This window comes from Pseudodesulfovibrio thermohalotolerans (assembly GCF_021353295.2).
Lineage (GTDB): Bacteria > Desulfobacterota > Desulfovibrionia > Desulfovibrionales > Desulfovibrionaceae > Pseudodesulfovibrio > Pseudodesulfovibrio thermohalotolerans.
In genome coordinates, this window is the sequence record NZ_CP120635.1 from 596,363 (window position 1) to 615,750 (window position 19,388).

18 protein-coding genes are annotated in these 19,388 nt (G+C 62.2%); 14 read left to right on the top strand and 4 right to left on the bottom strand.

Annotation, left to right across the window (positions count from 1 at the left end):
• Positions 1-10: 10 nt before the first annotated feature.
• Both LF599_RS02760 and LF599_RS02765 read right to left on the bottom strand, forming a co-directional pair.
• Positions 11-448, bottom strand: a complete 438-nt coding sequence (locus LF599_RS02760; protein ID WP_269942744.1) for a universal stress protein — start codon at positions 446-448, stop codon at positions 11-13.
• 190 nt (positions 449-638) lie between these two features.
• On the bottom strand, positions 639-1,718 hold the full coding sequence (locus LF599_RS02765; protein WP_279522204.1) for a YeiH family protein: 1,080 nt from the start codon (positions 1,716-1,718) through the stop codon (positions 639-641).
• A gap of 416 nt (positions 1,719-2,134) precedes the next feature.
• Here LF599_RS02765 and fdhF point away from each other — a divergent pair, with 416 nt between their 5' ends.
• From fdhF to hydF, 10 genes are all read left to right on the top strand, one after another.
• Positions 2,135-4,234 (top strand): formate dehydrogenase subunit alpha, encoded by a 2,100-nt coding sequence (gene fdhF, locus LF599_RS02770; RefSeq protein ID WP_279522205.1) that lies wholly within the window; start codon positions 2,135-2,137, stop codon positions 4,232-4,234.
• Positions 4,219-4,797 carry a 4Fe-4S dicluster domain-containing protein gene (locus LF599_RS02775; RefSeq protein ID WP_269942745.1) on the top strand — a complete coding sequence of 193 codons (579 nt, stop codon included), beginning with the start codon at positions 4,219-4,221 and terminating at the stop codon, positions 4,795-4,797. Before fdhF ends, LF599_RS02775 begins: the two co-directional genes overlap by 16 nt.
• 5 nt (positions 4,798-4,802) lie before the next feature.
• On the top strand, positions 4,803-6,194 hold the full coding sequence (locus LF599_RS02780) for a [Fe-Fe] hydrogenase large subunit C-terminal domain-containing protein (RefSeq protein ID WP_279522206.1): 1,392 nt from the start codon (positions 4,803-4,805) through the stop codon (positions 6,192-6,194).
• Entirely contained in the window at positions 6,195-6,710 is a 516-nt protein-coding gene (locus LF599_RS02785; protein WP_269942746.1) for a 4Fe-4S dicluster domain-containing protein, read from the top strand.
• A 15-nt stretch (positions 6,711-6,725) separates the two neighbouring features.
• Positions 6,726-7,844, top strand: a complete 1,119-nt coding sequence (locus LF599_RS02790) for a PAS domain-containing sensor histidine kinase (RefSeq protein ID WP_279522207.1) — start codon at positions 6,726-6,728, stop codon at positions 7,842-7,844.
• A 4-nt stretch (positions 7,845-7,848) separates the two neighbouring features.
• Positions 7,849-9,309: a sigma-54-dependent transcriptional regulator gene (locus tag LF599_RS02795; RefSeq protein ID WP_279522208.1), complete on the top strand. Its 1,461-nt coding sequence runs from the start codon at positions 7,849-7,851 to the stop codon at positions 9,307-9,309.
• 258 nt (positions 9,310-9,567) lie between these two features.
• Complete coding sequence (gene hydG, locus LF599_RS02800; RefSeq protein ID WP_279522209.1) at positions 9,568-10,977, top strand: [FeFe] hydrogenase H-cluster radical SAM maturase HydG; 1,410 nt, start codon at positions 9,568-9,570, stop codon at positions 10,975-10,977.
• A 23-nt stretch (positions 10,978-11,000) separates the two neighbouring features.
• Positions 11,001-11,591, top strand: coding sequence for a hypothetical protein (locus LF599_RS02805; protein WP_279522210.1), 591 nt, complete (start codon positions 11,001-11,003; stop codon positions 11,589-11,591).
• A complete protein-coding gene (hydE, locus tag LF599_RS02810) occupies positions 11,578-12,570 on the top strand; it encodes a [FeFe] hydrogenase H-cluster radical SAM maturase HydE (RefSeq protein ID WP_279522211.1) in 993 nt (330 codons plus the stop codon). The genes LF599_RS02805 and hydE overlap by 14 nt, the downstream gene beginning before the upstream one ends.
• 16 nt (positions 12,571-12,586) lie before the next feature.
• Positions 12,587-13,792, top strand: coding sequence for a [FeFe] hydrogenase H-cluster maturation GTPase HydF (gene hydF, locus LF599_RS02815; protein ID WP_279522212.1), 1,206 nt, complete (start codon positions 12,587-12,589; stop codon positions 13,790-13,792).
• Positions 13,793-13,870: 78 nt separating this feature from the next.
• On the opposite strand, the gene LF599_RS02820 is transcribed toward hydF, so the two are convergent.
• Both LF599_RS02820 and LF599_RS02825 read right to left on the bottom strand, forming a co-directional pair.
• Positions 13,871-14,692, bottom strand: coding sequence for an IclR family transcriptional regulator (locus LF599_RS02820; RefSeq protein WP_279522213.1), 822 nt, complete (start codon positions 14,690-14,692; stop codon positions 13,871-13,873).
• Between the two features lie 81 nt (positions 14,693-14,773).
• Entirely contained in the window at positions 14,774-16,339 is a 1,566-nt protein-coding gene (locus tag LF599_RS02825; RefSeq protein ID WP_279522214.1) for a BCCT family transporter, read from the bottom strand.
• A 478-nt stretch (positions 16,340-16,817) separates the two neighbouring features.
• Here LF599_RS02825 and LF599_RS02830 point away from each other — a divergent pair, with 478 nt between their 5' ends.
• Genes LF599_RS02830 through LF599_RS02845 form a run of 4 tightly spaced genes read left to right on the top strand, consistent with a single transcriptional unit; the run spans position 16,818 to position 19,385 of the window.
• The gene (locus LF599_RS02830) at positions 16,818-17,867 is read left to right on the top strand and encodes a pyruvate ferredoxin oxidoreductase (RefSeq protein WP_279522215.1); all 1,050 of its coding nucleotides are present in this window, start codon (positions 16,818-16,820) and stop codon (positions 17,865-17,867) included.
• Between the two features lie 4 nt (positions 17,868-17,871).
• A complete protein-coding gene (locus tag LF599_RS02835; RefSeq protein WP_279522216.1) occupies positions 17,872-18,633 on the top strand; it encodes a thiamine pyrophosphate-dependent enzyme in 762 nt (253 codons plus the stop codon).
• Positions 18,623-19,180 (top strand): 2-oxoacid:acceptor oxidoreductase family protein, encoded by a 558-nt coding sequence (locus LF599_RS02840; RefSeq protein ID WP_269942756.1) that lies wholly within the window; start codon positions 18,623-18,625, stop codon positions 19,178-19,180. Before LF599_RS02835 ends, LF599_RS02840 begins: the two co-directional genes overlap by 11 nt.
• Positions 19,173-19,385, top strand: a complete 213-nt coding sequence (locus LF599_RS02845) for a 4Fe-4S binding protein (RefSeq protein WP_269942757.1) — start codon at positions 19,173-19,175, stop codon at positions 19,383-19,385. Before LF599_RS02840 ends, LF599_RS02845 begins: the two co-directional genes overlap by 8 nt.
• Positions 19,386-19,388: the final 3 nt, after the last annotated feature.

Sequence of the window (19,388 nt, forward strand, 5' to 3'; positions counted from 1 at the left end):
CCCGTTGCCGTCAGAGCACCTGCATGACTTCGCAGGACGCCTTTCGGCTCAGGCAGCGGACCAGGCTGAAGGGGTTGTGCCTCCGTTTCCTGCCTCCCACCACCAGAAGTTGCGACTTGACGTGCCGGATGTGCTTGAGGATGCAATATAAGGGAGACTTCCACTCGATGTACAGCCGATAATTGATGTTCATGGATTCGGCCTTTCCCGTGATCCGGGCCAGGCGGCGTTCGACTTCGGGCCGTTCCACCTTCTGCGAGTAGGCGATGAAGTCCCGCCGGTCTCCCTCGGTGGCCAGGGAATCGATCATTCCGTAGTGGGAAAGGTTGTCCTCGACGACGTGGATGATGTCCAGGGAGGTCCTGTTGAGCGCGCAGTATTTGAGGGCGTAGTCTTCCGCGCGCATGCAGTGGGCTTCGCCGGTCGTTGCGAGAAGGATGCTGTCCATGTGTGCCTCCGATGATGAGTCCGGGACCGCGCCGACAACGGCGCGGTCCCGGCGATCCGTGTTGCCTCAGCCGTTGATCGCGATGGCGATTAACACAAGCCCGATCCCGAGAAGGCAAACCATCAGGTCCTGCTTGCGGCTGGAGGAAAGTCGCTTGATGTACTTGGTCATGGTGTACGTCCTTTTGTGGTTAGTTGATGAAATACAGCACGGCGATCAGCGCGAGGCCCGCCTTGAGCGACGCCACGGTGAAGCCTACGACGATTCCGGTCAGGCCCGCGGCCTTGAGGTCTGACAGGCGGGTGGTCAGGCCGATGCTGGCGAAGCCGAGGAGAAACGCCCATTCCATGAACACCTTGGCCGTCTTTGCGGCCGGGGCGGAGATCATTCCGGCGGTGTTCATGAGCACGATGGCGAGGAAGCCGAGCACGAACACCGGGAACTTGGAGACGATGATCTGCCACTTGTTGATGGATTCGCGCGAGGTGGTGGTTTCGCGCTGGCACGCCAAGATGGTCAGCATCAGGACCACGAAGGGCAGGAACAGGACGCGGCCGATGTTGTACACACCCGCGACCACGCCCGCTCCGTCGCTGAAGCCGAAACCGGCGGCGAGGACTTGGGCGGAGTTGATGATGCCCACGCCCGCAAACGCGCCGTACTGGGCGTCGCTGAGTTCCAGCATCCGGCCCAGGGGCGGAAAGACCACCAGGGCGAGCAGGCCGAACATGAGGACCACGGCGATGGAGTAGGCCATCTCCTCCTTCTTCGCGTTGACGGCGGGCGACACGGCGATGGTCGCGGAAACGCCGCACACGGACAGGCCTGCGGCCAGACATGCGCTGAGCGAGGGGGACACGTTCAGCTTCTTGCCGATCCACATGAGCAGAATGGCCGAGCCGAACAGGAAGGCGAAGATCAGGCCGAGGGCCTGCCCGCCCACCGTGACCAGGCCCGCCAGGGAATACTTTGCGCCCATGACGACGATGCCGGTCTTGGTCAGAATGGTGGAGAAGCGCAATCCGGGCTGCAACATCCCGGGCACGCCCACGGTGTTGCGGATGGCGATGCCCACAAGAATGGCCAGGATGAAGTCCTTGATGGTCAGGTACGTTTTGAAAAATTCGAACCGCAGCAGAAGCGGCGCGGCGAAATGGGCGAATACCGCCACCGAGATGACGAGCAGAATGCCCGGAAGGCTCTCCAACACCTCGTTGATGAATGCCTTTTGGACGTCGGTCCCGTCCATTGTCCTTGAATCGATAGTCATAAGTCCTCCCTGCGAAATGATGCTTTCATAAAGGCAACATGTGTGCCAGCGGAGTCTGCTTTCCTAACAGACTGAAATAGATGTACTTGTGTGTTTCTCGGAAGTCCCCGGCCTAGCTGAAGTGTTCCCGATCGGAAACATGGGCTGTTCTCTGTGTTCCGTCCTGGTAACGGTTTTTCCGGCCGGGAAGGGGAAATCCGGCTGTCGGGGGTATGCGATTCGCGACCAACTGGAGTGCAATCGGGGTACGATTAATTGCGCGCAATTTTATTTTTTTGCAGACGTAATTGCGCGCAATTTCGTGCAACCGGCTAGGGGGTGCATTTTTTCGAATCAGTCAGTGTGCTGGGATTACAGGTTATTTTTTTTGACGCGCAGGCTCGTTTTGTTGGCACGCCCCGTGCTTAAGGGGGGCCATGCAACATATCTCCACCACTTGCCCATATTGCGGCGTCGGCTGCGCCCTGTCCCTGAACGTGGACGGCGATCGCATCGTAAGCGTCTCGGCCGGACCGGAACCGTCGGTCAACCAGGGCGCTCTCTGTTCCAAGGGACGGTACGGATACGACTTCGTTCACCATCCCGACCGTCTGACTACTCCGCTGATCCGCCGGGACGGCGAATTGGTTCCCGCTTCCTGGGACGAGGCACTCGGCCTGGTCGCGGAGCGGCTTGGCGGCATCGCGGCCGAGTTCGGCCCGCAAGCCGTGGGCGGTTTCAGCAGCGCCCGGTGCACCAACGAGGAGAACTATCTTTTCCAGAAACTATTCCGCGCAGGGCTCGGCTCCAACAATGTCGACCACTGCGCCCGTCTCTGACACGCTCCCACGGTGGCCGGTCTGGCCACATCGCTTGGAAGCGGCTCCATGACCAACTCCATTCGGGAGCTCTGGGACATGGGCGAGGGGGACTGCGTTTGCGTGGTCGGCTCCAACACCACGGCCTGTCATCCGGTGATCGGGCTGGGCATGATGGAGGCCAAGCGCAACGGGGCCAGGCTGGTGGTTATCGATCCGCGCCGGATCGATCTCGCCCGGCAGGCCGACGTCTGGCTTCGGCTGCGCCCCGGAACCGACACCGCGCTTCTTTCGGGCATCGCGGCGGAGATTCTTAATTTGGGCCTTGCCGACGTGGACGCGGTTGCGGCGGCTACCGAAGGTTTCGACGATTTCCGCGAGAAGCTGGCCGAGTTCGATCTCAAAACCGTTTCCGCCATCACGGAAATACCCGAGGACGACATCCGCGAGGCCGCCCGGTGCATCGGCACGTCTCTGAACACGACGTTTTATTACACCATGGGCGTCACCCAGTTCATCTTCGGCACCAATAACGTCCTGGCGGTCTCCAACCTGGCGTTGCTGACCGGCAACGTCGGCCGCCCCAAGACCGGCGTGAACCCGTTGCGCGGCCAGAATAACGTGCAGGGGTCCTGCGACATGGGGGCGTTGCCCAACGTGCTGACCGGCTACCGCAACGTGTCGGACGACGCCGTGCGGTCAGATTTTGAAAAGGCCTGGGGAGTCGAAATCCCCGCGACGCCCGGCCTGACCATTCCCCGGATGTTCAATGCCATCGGGGAAGACCGGCTGAAAGGGCTGTTCATTTTCGGTGAGAACCCCATGCGCAGCGACCCCGACATCACCCATGTCGAGCACTGCCTGCGCCATGTGGATTTCCTGGTGGTTCAGGACCTCTTTTTGACCGAGACGGCGGAGCTTGCCGACGTGGTGCTGCCCGGCGCGAGCTTCGCGGAAAAGGACGGGACATTCACCAGCACCGAGAGGCGGGTCCAGCGGGTGCGCCGGGCCGTTCCGCCCGTGGGGGACAGCCGCCCGGACTGGGAAATCCTGGCGGAACTCCTGGCGCGGCTGGGCAGGCCCGAGCGGTATGCCGGGGCAGGGGACGTGTTCGACGAAATGCGTTCGCTCACGCCCACTCATGCCGGGATAACCTACGAGCGGCTGGAGGCCGGAGGCATCCAATGGCCCTGCCCGGACGAGCATCATCCGGGAACGCCGATCCTGCATGTGGGACGGTGTATGCGCGGGCCGGGCAAGTTCGTCCCGCTCCCCCACATCGAGCCAGCCGAGCCCGTGGACGCGGACTATCCGCTGATACTGACCACCGGCCGGGTCGTCGCCCATTACCACACCGCGACCATGACCAGGCGTTGTTTCGGCCTGGAAGGGACGTGGCCCGAAGAGTTGGTGGAAATTCATCCCGACGACGCCGCACGATACGGCATCGCCGACGGCGATATCGTCGAGGTTGCTTCCCGTCGGGGCAAGGCCCGGGGCAAGGCCTGGATCACGAGCCGGGTCCGCAGGGGGCTGGTCTTCATGACCTTCCATTTCTCCGAATCCCCGGCCAACATCCTGACCACCTCGGCCGCCGACCCCGTAACCGATACGCCGCAGCTCAAGATCTGCGCCGTGACCATACGAAAAGCTATCGACAACGCTCCGGAAGCGACTCCGATATTGAAAGAGGAATCCATACCATGCACGCTCGCCTGAGCCCCTTTATCCTTGTGTCGGCCTCCAAGTGCATAGGCTGCCGCGTCTGTGAACTTGCCTGCTCTGCCGCGCATCAGCGTGGCGGAGTGTCTGTGGGGAGCCTCCAGGTTCCCCTGTCTCCCCGTCTGTACCTGACCAGCGTGAACAACGTCCGCGTCCCCATCGGCTGCCGGCATTGCGAGGACGCGCCCTGCGCCGAGGTCTGCCCGAACAACGCCATCATACACACCACCGAGGGCGTGCAGGTGGAGGAGGATCGTTGCGTGGGTTGCAAGACCTGCCTGGCGGTCTGCCCGGTGGGAGCCATGGAGATGGCCCAGGTCTGGAAACGCGGCAAACCCGCCATGCGTCGGGTGGTCGATCCTTCGGCTCCGGGAGGCGTTCGATACGAACCCGCCAGTCTGGCCAGCAAGTGTGATCTCTGCCGGGGGCGCGAGGGCGGTCCGGCCTGCGTCGACGCCTGCCCGGAAAAGGCGCTGACCCTGGTGGACCCCATCGAGGTCAAACGACGCCGCAATTTTGAAGCCGCATTGGCTTTGAGCCGGACCTACGAGGAGGTGTAAGGTTCATGTCTACCCAGGTTGTTTCCATAGATCCGATGTTGTGTACCGGCTGCCGCAGGTGCGCCGACGTCTGCCCGGTCGACGCCATTGTCGGCCGCCGCAACGAGCCCCAGACCATTGACGCGTCCCGTTGCGTGCTTTGCGGCCAATGCGTGCTTACGTGCGCGGCCTTCATGTCGCCCTTTGACGACGGGGCGGAGCTGCTGCCGGAGATGTTGCGCAAACGGGGGTTGGCCGAAGACGACACCGCCCCCCTGTTCGCCGCCAATTTTCGGATCGACAGGAAAAAGGTCGCGGGGATGCTGACCGATCCCGAGAAGACCACCATGGTCCAGTGCGCTCCGGCCGTGCGGGTCTCCATTGCCGAGGAGTTCGGCAAGGCGCCCGGTACCCTCTCGCCGGGCAAGCTCGCCGCCTCTCTGCGCAGGCTGGGCTTTGACTATGTCTATGACACGATTTTCGCGGCCGACGTGACCGTCATGGAAGAGTCTTCGGAACTGCTTCAGCGCATGGAGTCCGGCGGAACCCTGCCCATGTTCACCTCCTGTTGTCCGGGTTGGGTGCGCCACGTGGAGACCGCGTGGCCGGACCTGATTCCGCATCTCTCCTCCTGCAAGTCTCCGCAGCAGATGGCGGGCGCGCTGTTCAAGAGCTACGGGGCGGACCAGGTCGGGAAGACCGCCGGGGAGATCGCCAGCGTCGCGGTCATGCCCTGCACGGCCAAGAAGGGCGAGGCCGAGCGGCCCGAGATGCAAAACGACGGGTTCGCCAATGTGGACGCGGTGCTGACCGTGACCGAGCTGGCCGCCATGCTCAAGGAGAAGGGCATCGACCTGGACAGTCTCCCGGAGGAGGAGTTCGACGCCCCTCTGGGGCTTTATTCCGGGGCCGGGACCATCTTCGGCGCGTCCGGCGGGGTGATGGAGGCCGCGTTGCGCACCGCCATTGCGGTGACGTCCGGCAAGGATGTGGACGAGAGCGGCGTGGCTTTTGTCGAGAGCGAGGAGGAGCCGGGCGTGTTCCGCGCCTCGGTGGAAGTCGCGGGCAAGACGGTCCGGGGCGTGATCGTGTCCGGCCTGGCCCATGTCGCGCCTGTTCTGGAGGCCGTCCGGTCGGGCAACGCCGATTTCGAATTCGTGGAGGTCATGTGCTGCGAGGGTGGCTGCGTGGCGGGCGGAGGCCAGCCCAAGCTGCTTCCGGGCGTTGACGTGGCCGATGCCGTCGCGCGCCGCCGCAAGGGGCTGCACGACCACGATCGGGAGCTGCCGGTCAGGGCCGCGCATCGGAATCCGGCCGTCAAGGCGCTGTATGAGAATTTTCTTCAGAAACCGTTGGGAGAACGCTCCCACAAGCTGCTTCATACCCATTACGGAAAAGAAGCGGGGAGGCATGAGTAAATGCATACTTTCGTATTGTCCGATCCCTCGCGCTGCATCGGCTGCCGCGCCTGCGAAATAGCTTGCGTCAAGGCCCACCTGGGCGACTACACGGGCCGGGTCACCAGGCGGCAGATGCCGTTCGCGCCGCGCATCACCGTGGTCCACGAGGCCGAGGTCACCGCGCCCATCCAGTGCCGCCAGTGCGAGGACGCCCCGTGCGTGTCCGTGTGCCCGGCCGGGGCGATCAGCCACGACGGCGAGGTCGTGCGGGTGGACGAGAGCCGCTGCTTCGGCTGCAAGGCGTGCATGGCCGCCTGCCCCGTTGGAGCCATACAGGTGGGACGCCTTCCCGGAAAGCCTGACAGGCTGCTGGCGTACAAGTGCGACCTGTGCGAAGACCGCGACGGCGGACCGGCCTGCGTGTCCGTGTGTCCGGCCAACGCCCTCAAGATCATGGACGGCGGCGAGCTCCAGCGTATTGCCGGGGGCAGGCGGCGGCACAGCGCGCTCCAGGTAGCCTTTGGGCAGAGATAAGGGTATATTGCGTCAATGACTTCCGTTGATTCCATCTACCAGACCGTGGTCGAAGACCAGACGGAGCTGATCCGCCGGTTTCGCCCGGACGGCAGGCTGACCTTCGTTAACGGCGCGTTCTGCCGTTTCTACGGCAAGAGGCCGGAGGAGTTGCTTGGAGCGAACTTCAAGGACCTCCTGGACCCCGAGGAAAGCGACGCCATCGCGGAGCAGGTCTTTTCCATCTCGCCCGAGAATCCGGAAATCATCACGGAGCCGCGCTATGTGGACGCTCTGGGCCGGGTGCGTTTCGTCCAGTTTGCGACGAAGGGCATCTTCGACGATGGCGGCAACGTCGTCGAGTTCCAGTCCGTGGGTCGGGATGTCACCGCCCAGCGGGAGGCGGAGGCGACACTGGCCGAGGCCCGGGTCGCCATGGAGAAGGCCAGCCGCGTCACGACACTGGCCGTTGTCGGGGGCGGTATCGCCCACGAGATCAACCAGCCTCTGAACGCCATCCGCATCCTGACCGCCTCGGCGCAACTGCTGGCCGAGCGGTCGGAACAGCCGGGCAAGGACCTTGTCCGCATCCTGGGCGACATCGCCGCGCAGGTGGACCGTGCGGACTCCATCGTCAACCATCTGCGGGAATACCTGCGGCAGAAACAGGACGCCGCCCCGAAGGCGTGCGACCTGGGCGCGGCCGTTCGTTCCGCGCTTTCCCTCATCCAGTCGCAGTTTGGCGCGCGGGGCATCCGCACCGAGTTGCGCATCGACGAGGACCTGCCCCGGGTGAGCGGCACCTGCATCCGCTTCGAGGAGCTTGTGGCCAACCTGGCGGCCAACGCCATGCAGGCCCTGGACGAGGTCGAGCGGAAGCAGAAGTGCGTCCGGATCGACGTGCGTTCCCCGGAGAAGGGAAAGGTGGCGTTGACCATCGCCGACAACGGACCGGGATTTGCCGAGGAGATGACCGGGAAGATGTTCGAGCCGTTCTTCTCCACCAAGTCGCCGGGCTCGTCCATGGGGCTCGGCCTGTCCATCGTGCAGACCATAGTTCAGGCGGCGGGCGGAACGGTGACGGCCCGGAATCGGCCGGAGGGCGGAGCCGTGATTCGCGTTGTTCTGCCCGCGGCGGAAGGGAACGGAGTGTAGGGCCGTGCGCATATTGCTCGTGGACGACGACGCGGCGACCCGCGAATCCCTCGCCGAATACCTGACCCTCCTTGGGCAGGCGGTGACTTCCAGCCCGGATGCGGACAACGCGCTGCGGCTTTGCCGGAACTACGGGTTCGACATGGTCCTTTCCGATATCCAGATGCCCGGCATGACGGGCATCGAGCTGGTCAGGGAGATCAAGCGGCTGCCCGGCCCCCTCCTGCCCGACGTGGTCCTCTACACCGGCCACGCCGACCTGGAGCTGGCCATCGGGGCGCTCAGGGCCGGAGCCTACGACTACCTTACCAAGCCCATCAACCTGGACGAGCTCAAGGCCACCCTGCAACGGGTAGCGGAGCACCAGTCCCTGCTGACGGAGAACGACCGTCTGACCCGGCGGTTCGACGAAGTCGTGGCCGAGGCCACCAGCGACTACCGCGCCGAGTTGTCGCGATTGCAGGATCTCCTGGAAAAACAGGCCGGTCTGGACAATGTCGGGATATTCTCCGAGGCGATGTGGCAGGTCGTGGCCCAGGCAAAGAGGTATCACGAGGACCGGGATCTGCCCGTGCTGATTCAGGGCGAGACCGGGGTAGGCAAGGACATCATCGCGAAGATCATCCACTACGGACCGGACCCCGCGCCGCTGCCGTTCGTGGCCATCAACTGCGCGGCCCTGCCCGCCTCCCTGTTCGAGAGCGAGCTCTTCGGCTACGAGCCGGGCGCGTTCACCGGGGGTGCGTCCCGTGGGGCGCGGGGGAAGATCGATCTCGCCCGCGGCGGCACCCTGTTTCTCGACGAGATCGGCGAAATTCCCGTGGAGCTTCAGGCCAAGCTTTTGCGGGTCATCGAGGCCCGAAGCTACTACCGCGTGGGCGGGCTGGAGAGGATCGAGGCGGACGTCCGCATCGTCGCGGCCACGAACCTCAACCTGGGCAAGCGCATAGAAGAGGGCCTCTTCCGCAAGGATCTGTACTACCGGCTGCGGGTCGGCAGCATCGTGGTTCCGCCCCTGCGCGAACGGGCCGACGACATCGTGCCCCTGGCCAGGCTGTTCCTCTCGACCTTCTCCAGAAAGCGCGGCAAGCGGTTCCAGGAAATATCCCCGGAAGCGGCCCGGCTGCTGTTGGTCCATTCGTGGCCCGGGAATGTGCGGGAACTGAAAAATACCCTGGAATGGGTTTCGGTCATGCACGACGATGTGGAACTGCGCCCCGAGCATCTGCGGAACGTGCTGGCCAATGCGGACGAGGTTGGCGTGCCGTCGTCGCCGAGTCCGGCTCCTCCGCCGTTGCCGGAAACCGGGGGCCGCCGCCGAAGACCCACGGAAGCGGACATCGACGCGGCCTTGGCCGCGACTTCCGGCAACAAGACACGGGCCGCGGCGCGGCTCGGAATTTCCATCCGAATGCTTCATTACCGGCTCGCGGCCAGGAAAAAGGACGACCCGGAACCCCAATAGGCATCCGTTCCGGCCTTATCCGAGACATCGACCAACCCTCCATCGCCAAACGAATGTATGAATGAACGCCCTCCGGGGATACACTTCCCTTGTCCTTTTTTTCGGCGTCATCTTTATAATAATTGTAGATATATTAAGTAGTTAAATAAAATATTTAAAAAAGAGGGCGGAACATTCCCGAGGGAACTGTCCGCGCGCCGTTCGGCTTTCCTTTGAGGATTGCGGGTGAACGGCTCATGCCCTCACGGAGACAGAAGAATGAAAATCGACACCAGCGGAGTGCAAAACTTCATCGACGAGGGGGCGATATGGGACATCGTCAACAAAAATAGTGTGGCGGACCCTGGCCGCGTCCGTGAAATCCTCGACAAGGCCCTTGAGCTCAAGGGGTTGTCCCTGGCCGAGGCGGCATGTTTGCTTCAGGCCGAGGACCCGGACATGAACCAGGAGATCGCGTCGGCAGCCCGCAAGGTCAAGAAGGCCATTTACGGCAACCGGGTCGTGCTTTTCGCGCCCCTCTACATCACCAACGAGTGCGGCAACCGTTGCGCCTACTGCGGTTTCAAGGACACCAACACTGAATTGGTCCGGCGGACGCTCACTCCCGAGGAGCTGCGGCGGGAGGTCGGCGTCCTTGAGGACCTCGGCCACAAGCGGCTGCTTCTGGTCTACGGCGAGCACCCGAAGTTCGGCGCGGACTGGATCGCGGAAACGGTGCGCACGGTGTACGAGACCGTCTCTGAAAAAAGCGGCGAGATCCGCCGGGTGAACATCAACTGCGCCCCCCTGGACGTGGAAGGATTCCGCAAGCTGCACGAGGTCGGCATCGGCACCTACCAGTGTTTTCAGGAGACGTACCACTCGGAGACATACTCCAGGCTGCATACCAAGGGCCGCAAGAGCGATTACCTGTGGCGGCTTCACGCCATGCACCGGGCCATGGAGGCGGGCATCGACGACGTGGGCATGGGCGCGCTGCTCGGGCTGTACGACTACCGTTTCGACATCCTGGCGTTGCTGGCCCATGCGGCGGAGCTGGAAAAGGCGTTCGGCGTGGGGCCGCACACCCTTTCCTTCCCGCGTTTGGAACCGGCCCTCAACTCGGAGATCGCCTTCAATCCCCCGTATCCGATCACGGACACGCAGTTCAAGCGGCTGGTCGCGGTCCTGCGCCTGGCGGTTCCATTCACCGGCCTGATTCTGAGCACGCGCGAGGGCAGGGAGATGCGGCGGGAGCTGCTCGACATCGGGGTTTCGCAGATCAGCGCGGGGTCGCGCACCTATCCCGGCGCGTACACCGATCCGAACTACGACCGTCCCGATGTGCAGCAGTTCTGCGTGGGCGACAACCGCAGTCTCGACGAGGTCGTCCGGGAGATCGTGCGGCAGGGGTACATTCCCTCCTGGTGCACGGCCTGCTACCGGCTGGGCCGGACCGGGGAGGAATTCATGAAACTGGCGAAGAACGGGTTTATCCAGGATTTCTGTCGCCCCAACGCACTTCTCACGTTCAGCGAGTATCTTCAGGACTACGCGAGCGCGGAAACGCGCGGCATCGCGGTCCCCTTCGTGTTGGAAGAGGCGCAGGCCGGGCCGGAAAAGGGCCGGAAAACGTTGATGGACCGCCTGACCCGCATCGAGCGGGGCGAGCGCGATCTGTACTTTTAACGGCTGTGGAACGGGACGGACGAATGATCGCGGCAGGCGTAGAATCGCTGGAACTGGGCAGGACGTTTTCGCGGGCGCGCAGACGGATTCTGCTCTACGCTCCTCCTTACGGCAATTTCGCGGCCAACAGCGGAATCGCGCAGGGGTTGGAGTCGGCTCTGGCCCGGCAGGGCGGGGCGCGTCTTATGGCGTTTTCCCTACCCGACCCAGCTTATTGCCATTGGGCGGGCGAGCTGTTTCGCCTGCTTCGTCCCCTGGCCGGTCCGGACGACATGACCGGGGAGCTTCTCGCTTCACGCCGCTATTTGGACGGGCTGAAGGATGCGTTCGGAGAGCGGGTGGAGCTGGTGGAGATGCCGTTCAGGCCGAGCCTGCCCGTGGTCATCGTCGACGATCGGATGTTTTTTGGCCATTTCGCCCGGTCCGCCGTCCTTGCCCCGGAAGGGTTCTGGTGCGCGGTGGACGCGCCCGTGGAGGCGCTTCTGGACTGCGCCCGCGCCGGTCGCGTCCCGGACGGGGCTGATTGCGAAACACGCGCCGCGTTCCGTATCGCTGCCGAGTGCGCACTGGCCCTGGAGCGGGGAAGGAGGTTGGAGTTCCATGCTCCCGCATGAGATCGTGGACATGCTTCGGGCCCCGGATGCCGGGGAGTTGTTCAAGGAGGCCGCGGCGGTCCGCGACGCCGTGTTCGGGCGCGAGGTCTTTCAGCGCGGCGTCGTGGAATTCGGCAACCAGTGCCGGAAGGACTGCCTCTATTGCGGCCTGCGCAAGGGCAATGGTGCGCTGCGGCGGTACGTTTTGGATGACGACTCCGTGGTGCGGGCGGCCGGGTGCGTCGTGGAGGCGGGCATGGGCACGGTGGTTCTTCAGTCCGGCGAGGAGGGGGCCCGCGCGGTGCGCCGCATCGGGCGGCTGGTCCGGGAGATCGGGAGACTGGGCGACGTTTCCGTGACCCTCTGCCTCGGCGATTATGACGAGGACGCCTATCGGTATTGGCGCGATTGCGGCGCGGACCGCTACCTGCTCAAGGTGGAGACGTTCGACGAGGAGCTGCATCGGCGCTGCCGCCCCGGGCAGTCCGTCCACGAGCGGGTGGAGAGGGTGCGCCTTCTCCGTCGGCTGGGGTACGAGACGGGGTCGGGCCTCATCACGGGCCTGCCCGGCATGACCCCGGAGATTCTCGCCAACGACATTCTGGAACTGACCGCTCTTTCGCTGGACATGATCGCCGTTGGGCCTTTCGTTCCGCATCCGGACACGCCCTTGAGGCGCGCTGAGGCGGGCTCCATGGAGGAGTCCCTGCGGGCGGTCGCGCTGCTGCGCATTCTGAACCCGCTGGCGAATATTCCGGCCACCAGCGCGCTGGACGCCCTGGCCCCTGACGGCCGCGAGCGGGGGCTTGCCGCCGGAGCGAACGTGGTCATGCCCTCCGTCACCCCGGAGTCGGTCAGGAGGGAATACTTCCTCTATCCGGGGAAAAACGATTCCGCCGAAACTGTCATGAACGCCCTGCGCAGGTTGCGGGGGCGGTTGCGCAAGGCCGGTTACGAGCCATCCCCGGCACGGGGCGCGTCCCCTGCCTTTCTCAAATAAGACCAGGAGATTGACAATGTCGAACAGGACACCGAGAGGAGACCGGATGGTCATTGCCCTTGTTGGAAGGCGCAATGCCGGGAAGTCCTCGCTCATCAACGCCATCATCGGCCAGGAAATTTCCATTGTGGCCGATCATCCGGGCACGACGACGGACCCCGTGGCCAAGCATTACGAATTGTTGCCGCTCGGTCCGGTGACGTTTTACGACACGGCCGGGCTGGACGACGTCGGGGAACTGGGAGCGCGGCGCGTCCTGGCGGCCCGCCGGGTCCTCTATCGGACGGACCTGGCCCTGCTGGTCGTGGGCGAGGAGGGCATCGGCGTTCCGGAACGGGCCGTTCTGGACACGCTGCGGAGCATGGACATCCCGGCGATCGTGGTCTTCAACAAGGCCGACGTGGCCGCGCCGTCGGAGGAGGATATCGCCTTCTGTCGGTCCGCGTACCTTCAGTGTCTCAGCGTATGCGCCACCAACGGCCGGGGCGTCCAGTATCTCAAGACCATGCTGGTAGAGTCCGCCCCCCGCGAATTCAGCGAGGAGCCTGTCCTGGTCCGCGATCTTGTTTCCGAAGGGGATACGGTCCTGTGCGTGGTTCCTCTGGATATGTCCGCGCCCAAGGGAAGGCTGATCCTGCCGCAGGTCCAGGTGTTGCGGGACATATTGGACAGCGATGCCGTGGGCATGGTCGTCAAGGAGGAGGAGCTTGCCGGGGCTCTCGATCTGTTGAAGAAAGACCCGGCGCTGGTCGTGACCGATTCCCAGGTGGTGCGCAAGGTTGCCGCCGAGGTCCCGGAGCGTGTCCCTCTGACCACCTTCTCAACCCTGTTCGCCCGTCGTAAGGGCGACCTTCGGAAGCTCCTTCGGGGAGCCGAGGTCGTGGATTCTCTGCGGGACGGCGACAAGGTGCTTCTGTGCGAGGCGTGTTCCCATCACGCCATGGCCGACGACATCGGCCGGGTGAAGATTCCCCGCTGGCTTACCCGGTACACGGGGAAGCGGCTGGAATTCACCATGCACTCCGGCCACGACTTCCCGGAGAACCTGGAGGAGTATTCCCTGGCCATCCATTGCGGAGGATGCATGATAAATCGGCGGGAGATGCTGCATCGAATGCGCGAATGCGCTCTCAGGCGGGTTCCCGTCACGAACTACGGGGTGGTCATATCCAAGGTGCAGGGCGTGCTGGACCGGGTGACCAGCGTGTTCGGGCTTCACTAGTATGAAAATGAAGGAAGCGGCCGAAGCCGCTTCCTTTTTTTTGGGATTGTGTATGACCGCGCGGCCCTCGGGGTCGGGCTATGGGGCTATGAGGCGGTTGGATATTTCTTCCATGTCGAAGTGAAAGGGGCGGTGTGGCGCCTCGAAAAGCTTGGACGCTTCCTCGGCGGCCGCCGGGATTTCCCGGAGGAGCTTTTGGGACAGCGCTCTGTCCAGCCGCACGGTGGGCACTGAACAGCTCAAGGTCGCCACGATGTTTCCCGCGTCGTCGAAGACCGGGGCGGCGATGCACCGTATGCCCTTGAACAGTTCCTCGAAATCCAGGCCGATGCCCTTTTCCCTGGCGTCCTCGATTTCCTTGTAGAGCCAGATGATCTTTTCGCTGTCGATATCGGCGTTGGTCCGTCTCAGGTCCTTGATGAAGGCGCGCAAATCCTCCTCGGGGAGGAAGGCGAGAAAGGCTATGCCGGATGCGGAAAGGCTCGCGGGAAAGGATGTCCCAATAATGGAATCCATCTGCAGGGCGTGGTGGGAGGCGATCTGATGGATGACCACCATGTCGACGCCGGAGAGGGTGCTCAGGTTAACGGTTTCGTTTACCTTGTCCCGCAGTTTCAGCATGATCGGCTGCACCATGGGCACTATGCTGCTCTGTGACGCTATCTGTTTTCCCAGCTTGTAGAACTTCAGGCTTAGGGCATAGGCGCCGCCCCGTTCGACTTGTCGGACGTAGCCGAGGTCTTCGAGGGTTCGCAAAATGCGCTGCAGGGTCCCCTTGGGGATCGAGCAGGCCGCGCTGAGGTCCTTCAGTTCCCACTTGCTCCTGGTCGCCATCGTCTCAACAACGAACAGGGCTTTTTCCAGAGAACGCATCATGTAGTATTTGTCTGTAGTGGACATCGTCTCCTCAAAAGAATCCGGTCCCATGCTCGGGGCCGGGAAGATAAATGCCCTTCTTATGACAGGAAGGGCATTGTTTGATTATCTGTTATCGTTGTTTTTGTCCAGCCAGTCGGGTTGTCGTAGCAAATACATGCCATCCTTTACAAGAGAAACGCACATGGCGAATGTAAATATCATCATCGGGAACCCGGCAAGGGATATCAAACCCCGGACTGGTTCGATGCCACCCGCTACGCATAGGACATAGGCAATGAGCCCGACCACGACGCCCCATATGATCTTCAGCCTCTTCGGCGGCTCTTCGCCCGCCTGCACGCCCTTGGTCGAGATGATGGCCAGGGTGGCAACCAGGGAGTCGGTCATGGTGGCGAAGGAGAAGATGATGGTCACGACGAACAGGCCCATCAGTATTTTGCTGAACGGGAACTGGGAAAGGATGATGTAAACCATCGATTCCATACCGAATTCATGTATGCCTGCCCAAACGTCGGTCAGGCCGCTCCACTGATAGAAGACGGCGGTTCCGCCAAAGGTCGCGATCCAGAAGTGGCAGAAGATGGTCGGCGGAATGATGTTGACCAGGATGAACTGCCGGATGGTTCTTCCCTTGCCCATGCGCGCCAGGAAGTGGCCGAGCAGGGGAGCGAAGATGAAGAAGATCTCCATATACGGCACGAGCCACTGCATGGGCCACTTGTCGTTGGCCTGCATGGTGTTGAGAAGGGTGCTGTTGCGGAAGAAGTTGTTGGCGAAATAACCGAACGACTCGACGCCGATGCCCAGGATGAACAGGGTCGGGCCGGCAAAGAGAACCACCCCCATGAAGAATAAGAACGCGCGGGTAGTTCCGGTGGAAAGGTAGCACATGCCCTTTCGCAGTCCCGAATAGGACGACAGGACATAAATGGGAATGATGATCGCCGCGGCCGCGCCCCAGGTCGCGGGGCCGGGCGTGTAATCGAAGATTCTTCCTGTGCCGCTGCCGATCTGCATGAGCCCGGCGCCCATGCTGGTGGCGATGGCGCAGCACAGGGAGAACAGGCAGATGGCGTGGACCGTCGGCGTCAGGAAAGAACGCCATTTTGCGGGGAAGATGGCGTACATTCCTGCCGCGACGGACAATGGGGCTTTTCGGTTGTAGCTGACCAGGGCGATGGCCACGCCGCAGATGGTGTAGAAACAGTATTGGGCGATGGTCCAGTGGAGGGTGGTTTGGGCGATGGCGAATACGCCCGCGTCCTTGGTGCCCGGCTTGATGTGGAGGCTCAATGGGGGCTGCATCATGTGGTAGATGGGCTCGCCCATGGCCCAGAACAGGATTCCGATGCCGATACATCCGCACAGGGAAAGCGCGAACCATTGCCAAAATGAAAATTCCGGTTTGGCGTCCTTGCCGCCAAGCCGGATATTGCCGATGGGAGAAAAGGCCACGCCTACGGTGAACATGACGATTATGATGCCCAGCGAGACTTCGAGCCACCCGAAATTGATGTGTATCCAGGACATGATGCAGGCCAGTATGCCAGCCAGCCCTTCGTGGTAGGTCAGGCCCAGGGTTATTCCTATGACCAGCAGGGAGAATCCGGGCCAAAAAGTGTAGTGGTTTAGGGCTCTTCGGTTGTAGTCTGGTTTATCGACCGGCATACACTAACCTCCTGTTGCCAGCTTTACGTCACCATGGGCCTGGAACGGATACCGTTATGCTATAAAGGTAATGACATCCAGGGCGGTGGTGTTCATTTTATGAAATGTCGTACCGTTTTGTGGTAAGCGTAAGGCAGTGAGTAGATGGTGTCAATAGTTGTGCCCGTTTTTGTTCGGTAGAATCAATTTAAGCTTTTAGGCTTGTAATTTCAAGAAGTTGGTTTTCGAAAGGCTTTTTTTCATCAGGACAGGCCGCAAAAATGTCCAAAAGGGGTTGACGGGGAAAGCGCTTCTCCCTATCGTGCAGCTATTCGAAACGTCGTACCGCAATACGGCACATGAGAGGAAGACCGAGTCGGGGAGAAGCTCCCCATACAAGTGGTACGAGGTACCATAATGCGGTACACAAAAATGGTAAGTGCAGATTCTAACCACAGCAGATTCCATTGAGGTGAATATGGCCCAAGAAACTTTGTTCTTGAAAAACACGGAAGCCTTTGCCGAGAGTCTGGCCCGTTGCGGGGTGAAATATCATTTCGCCTACCCCATTACGCCGGCAACCGACGTGATGAAGCGCATGGCCGTTATCCTGCCCCAGTACGGCGGGGAAATGATGCAGATGGAGAGTGAGCTGGCCGTGTCGAGTGCCTTGGCCGGAGCGGCCTGCACCGGCAAGCTGGTGGCGACCTCCAGCTCGGGCCCGGGACTGACTCTGATGCATGAGGCCATCGGCTTCATGTGCGCGGCCGAGCTGCCCTGTCTGATGATCGACTCCATGCGTGTCGGCCCCGGCGACGGCGACATCCTCGGCGCGCAGAGCGACTACTACGTCGCCACTCGCGGCGGCGCCCACGGCGATTACCACACCATCGTTCTGGCGCCTTCGTCCGGACAGGAGATTGCCGACATCGTTCCCCAGGGCATCCGCCTGGCGTACAAGTACAGGACCCCGGTTCTCTTCGTGATCGACGGCGTGAGCGCCCAGACCACCGAGTCCACCACCCTGCCTGACTACAATGACTATTCCGCCGAGTTCGACACCACTGACTGGGCCTTCACCGGCACCCAGGACCACCCCAAGCGCGCCTTGATTACCGGCAGCTACTCCCACCAGGACGGCTTCGACATGAACGAGAAGCTGCGCGCCAAGTACGCGACCATCCGCGAAAACGAGCAGATGTGGGAACAGGATCAGGTCGAGGACGCCGATCTCGTCGTCGCCGCTTTCGGCATCCACGGCCGCATGTGCCGGGATCTCGTCTCCAAGATGCGCGCCGAGGGCAAGAAGGTCGGATTCATCCGTCCCATCTCCCTGTGGCCGTTCCCGGAGCGTGCCTTTGCGGCTCTTCCCGATTCGGTGAAGAACATCCTGGTGGTCGAAATGAACCACGGTCAAATGATCGACGATGTCCGTCTGTCCGTAAACGGCCGGATGCCCGTTCATTTCCTCGGCAAGACCGGCGGCGACATGCCGATGAACACCCTGGCAGAGATGATTGCCGAAGCAAACCGCATTCTGGGGGAATAACCAAATGGAAAATCTCAGCTCCAAATACGGAAAGACGTTAAACCTGGACAAGCTGACCAGCTACTGTCCCGGTTGCGGACACGGCACGGTGACCCGTCTGGTCGCCGAGGCCATTGAGAACCTGGGCATCATGGAGAGGACCGTTTCCATCGTCGGCATCGGCTGCGGCGGTTTCTCCCACCATTACATGGACATCGACGCCATCGAGGCGACCCATGGCCGCTCCCCCTCGTTCGCCATCGGCTACAAGCTGGCCCGGCCGGACAACATCGTCTTCACCTACGCCGGTGACGGCGACACCTGCGCCATCGGTCTCGGTGATCTCCTGCACGCCGCCAACAAGGGAATGCCCATTACTACTATTATGGTCAACAATACCGTGTTCGGCATGACCGGCGGACAGATGTCCCCGACCACCCTTGAGGGCCAGGTCACGACCACCACGGCCGGTGGCCGTCAGGTCCCCCATCAGGGCTACCCGCTCCTGGTGCCCGAGATGATGCGCGCCATGCCCGGCGTGAAGTACCTGGCCAGAGAGTCCGTCGCCACCCCCAAGGCGGTCCGCAAGGCCAAGAAGAGCATCCAGAAGGCGTTCGAATGCCAGATCAAGGGTCTCGGCTACGCTTTCGTGGAAATTATCGTTCCCTGCCCGACCGGCCTGAAGATGAAGGTCAAGGATTCCTACGCGCGGTGCGGCAACGAGATGACGGATTACTTCAAACCTCAGGTCTTCAAAGACGAAACGGAGCAGAACGATGTTGCGTAAATGCATGTTTTCCGGCTCGGGCGGCCAGGGCTCCGCGCTCATGGCCAAGATGGTTTGCCTCGGCGCCATCAAGGAGAATCTGAAGGTCGTCATGACCCAGACCTACGGTATCGAGCAGCGCGGCGGCGACTCCACGGCCTTCGTGATCGTTTCCGACGAGGCCATCGGAAGCCCCATCGTCGAGAATGACGCCGACATCGCCGTGGCCCTCAGCCAGTCCATCTACGAGAATTGCTTCGAGGGCGTGGTCCCCGGCGGCAAGCTGTTCACCAATAGCTCGATGGTGGAGAAGTCCTCCGAAGCCGACGGTTTCAACCAGGTCTTCCTGCCTGCTTCCGACACCGCGGTCGAACTCGGCACCGTGCGTTGCGCCAACATGGTCATGCTGGGCGGCGTACTCGCCGGAACCGGCCTGCTGAAGCTGGAGACCGTCGAGGAAGTTGTCAGGGAAACCATGGGCTCGAAGAAGCCCCAGTTGGTTGACCTGAACATCAATGCGCTGCGCACCGGCTATGACGCCGTGAAAAAGGAGATGGACAATGAGTGAGAAGCGTCATGTCATTGATGCCCGCCGCTGCAAGGCCTGCGGGCTCTGCGTGGACAATTGCCCCAAAGATGTCCTGGCCCTCGGGTCCACGATCAACGCCCAGGGATACAACTACGTGTATCAGAAGAACCCCGACAAGTGCGTTCTCTGCGATATCTGCGGCATTGTGTGCCCTGACGTTGCCATCGGCGTCGTCGTTGAATAGTAA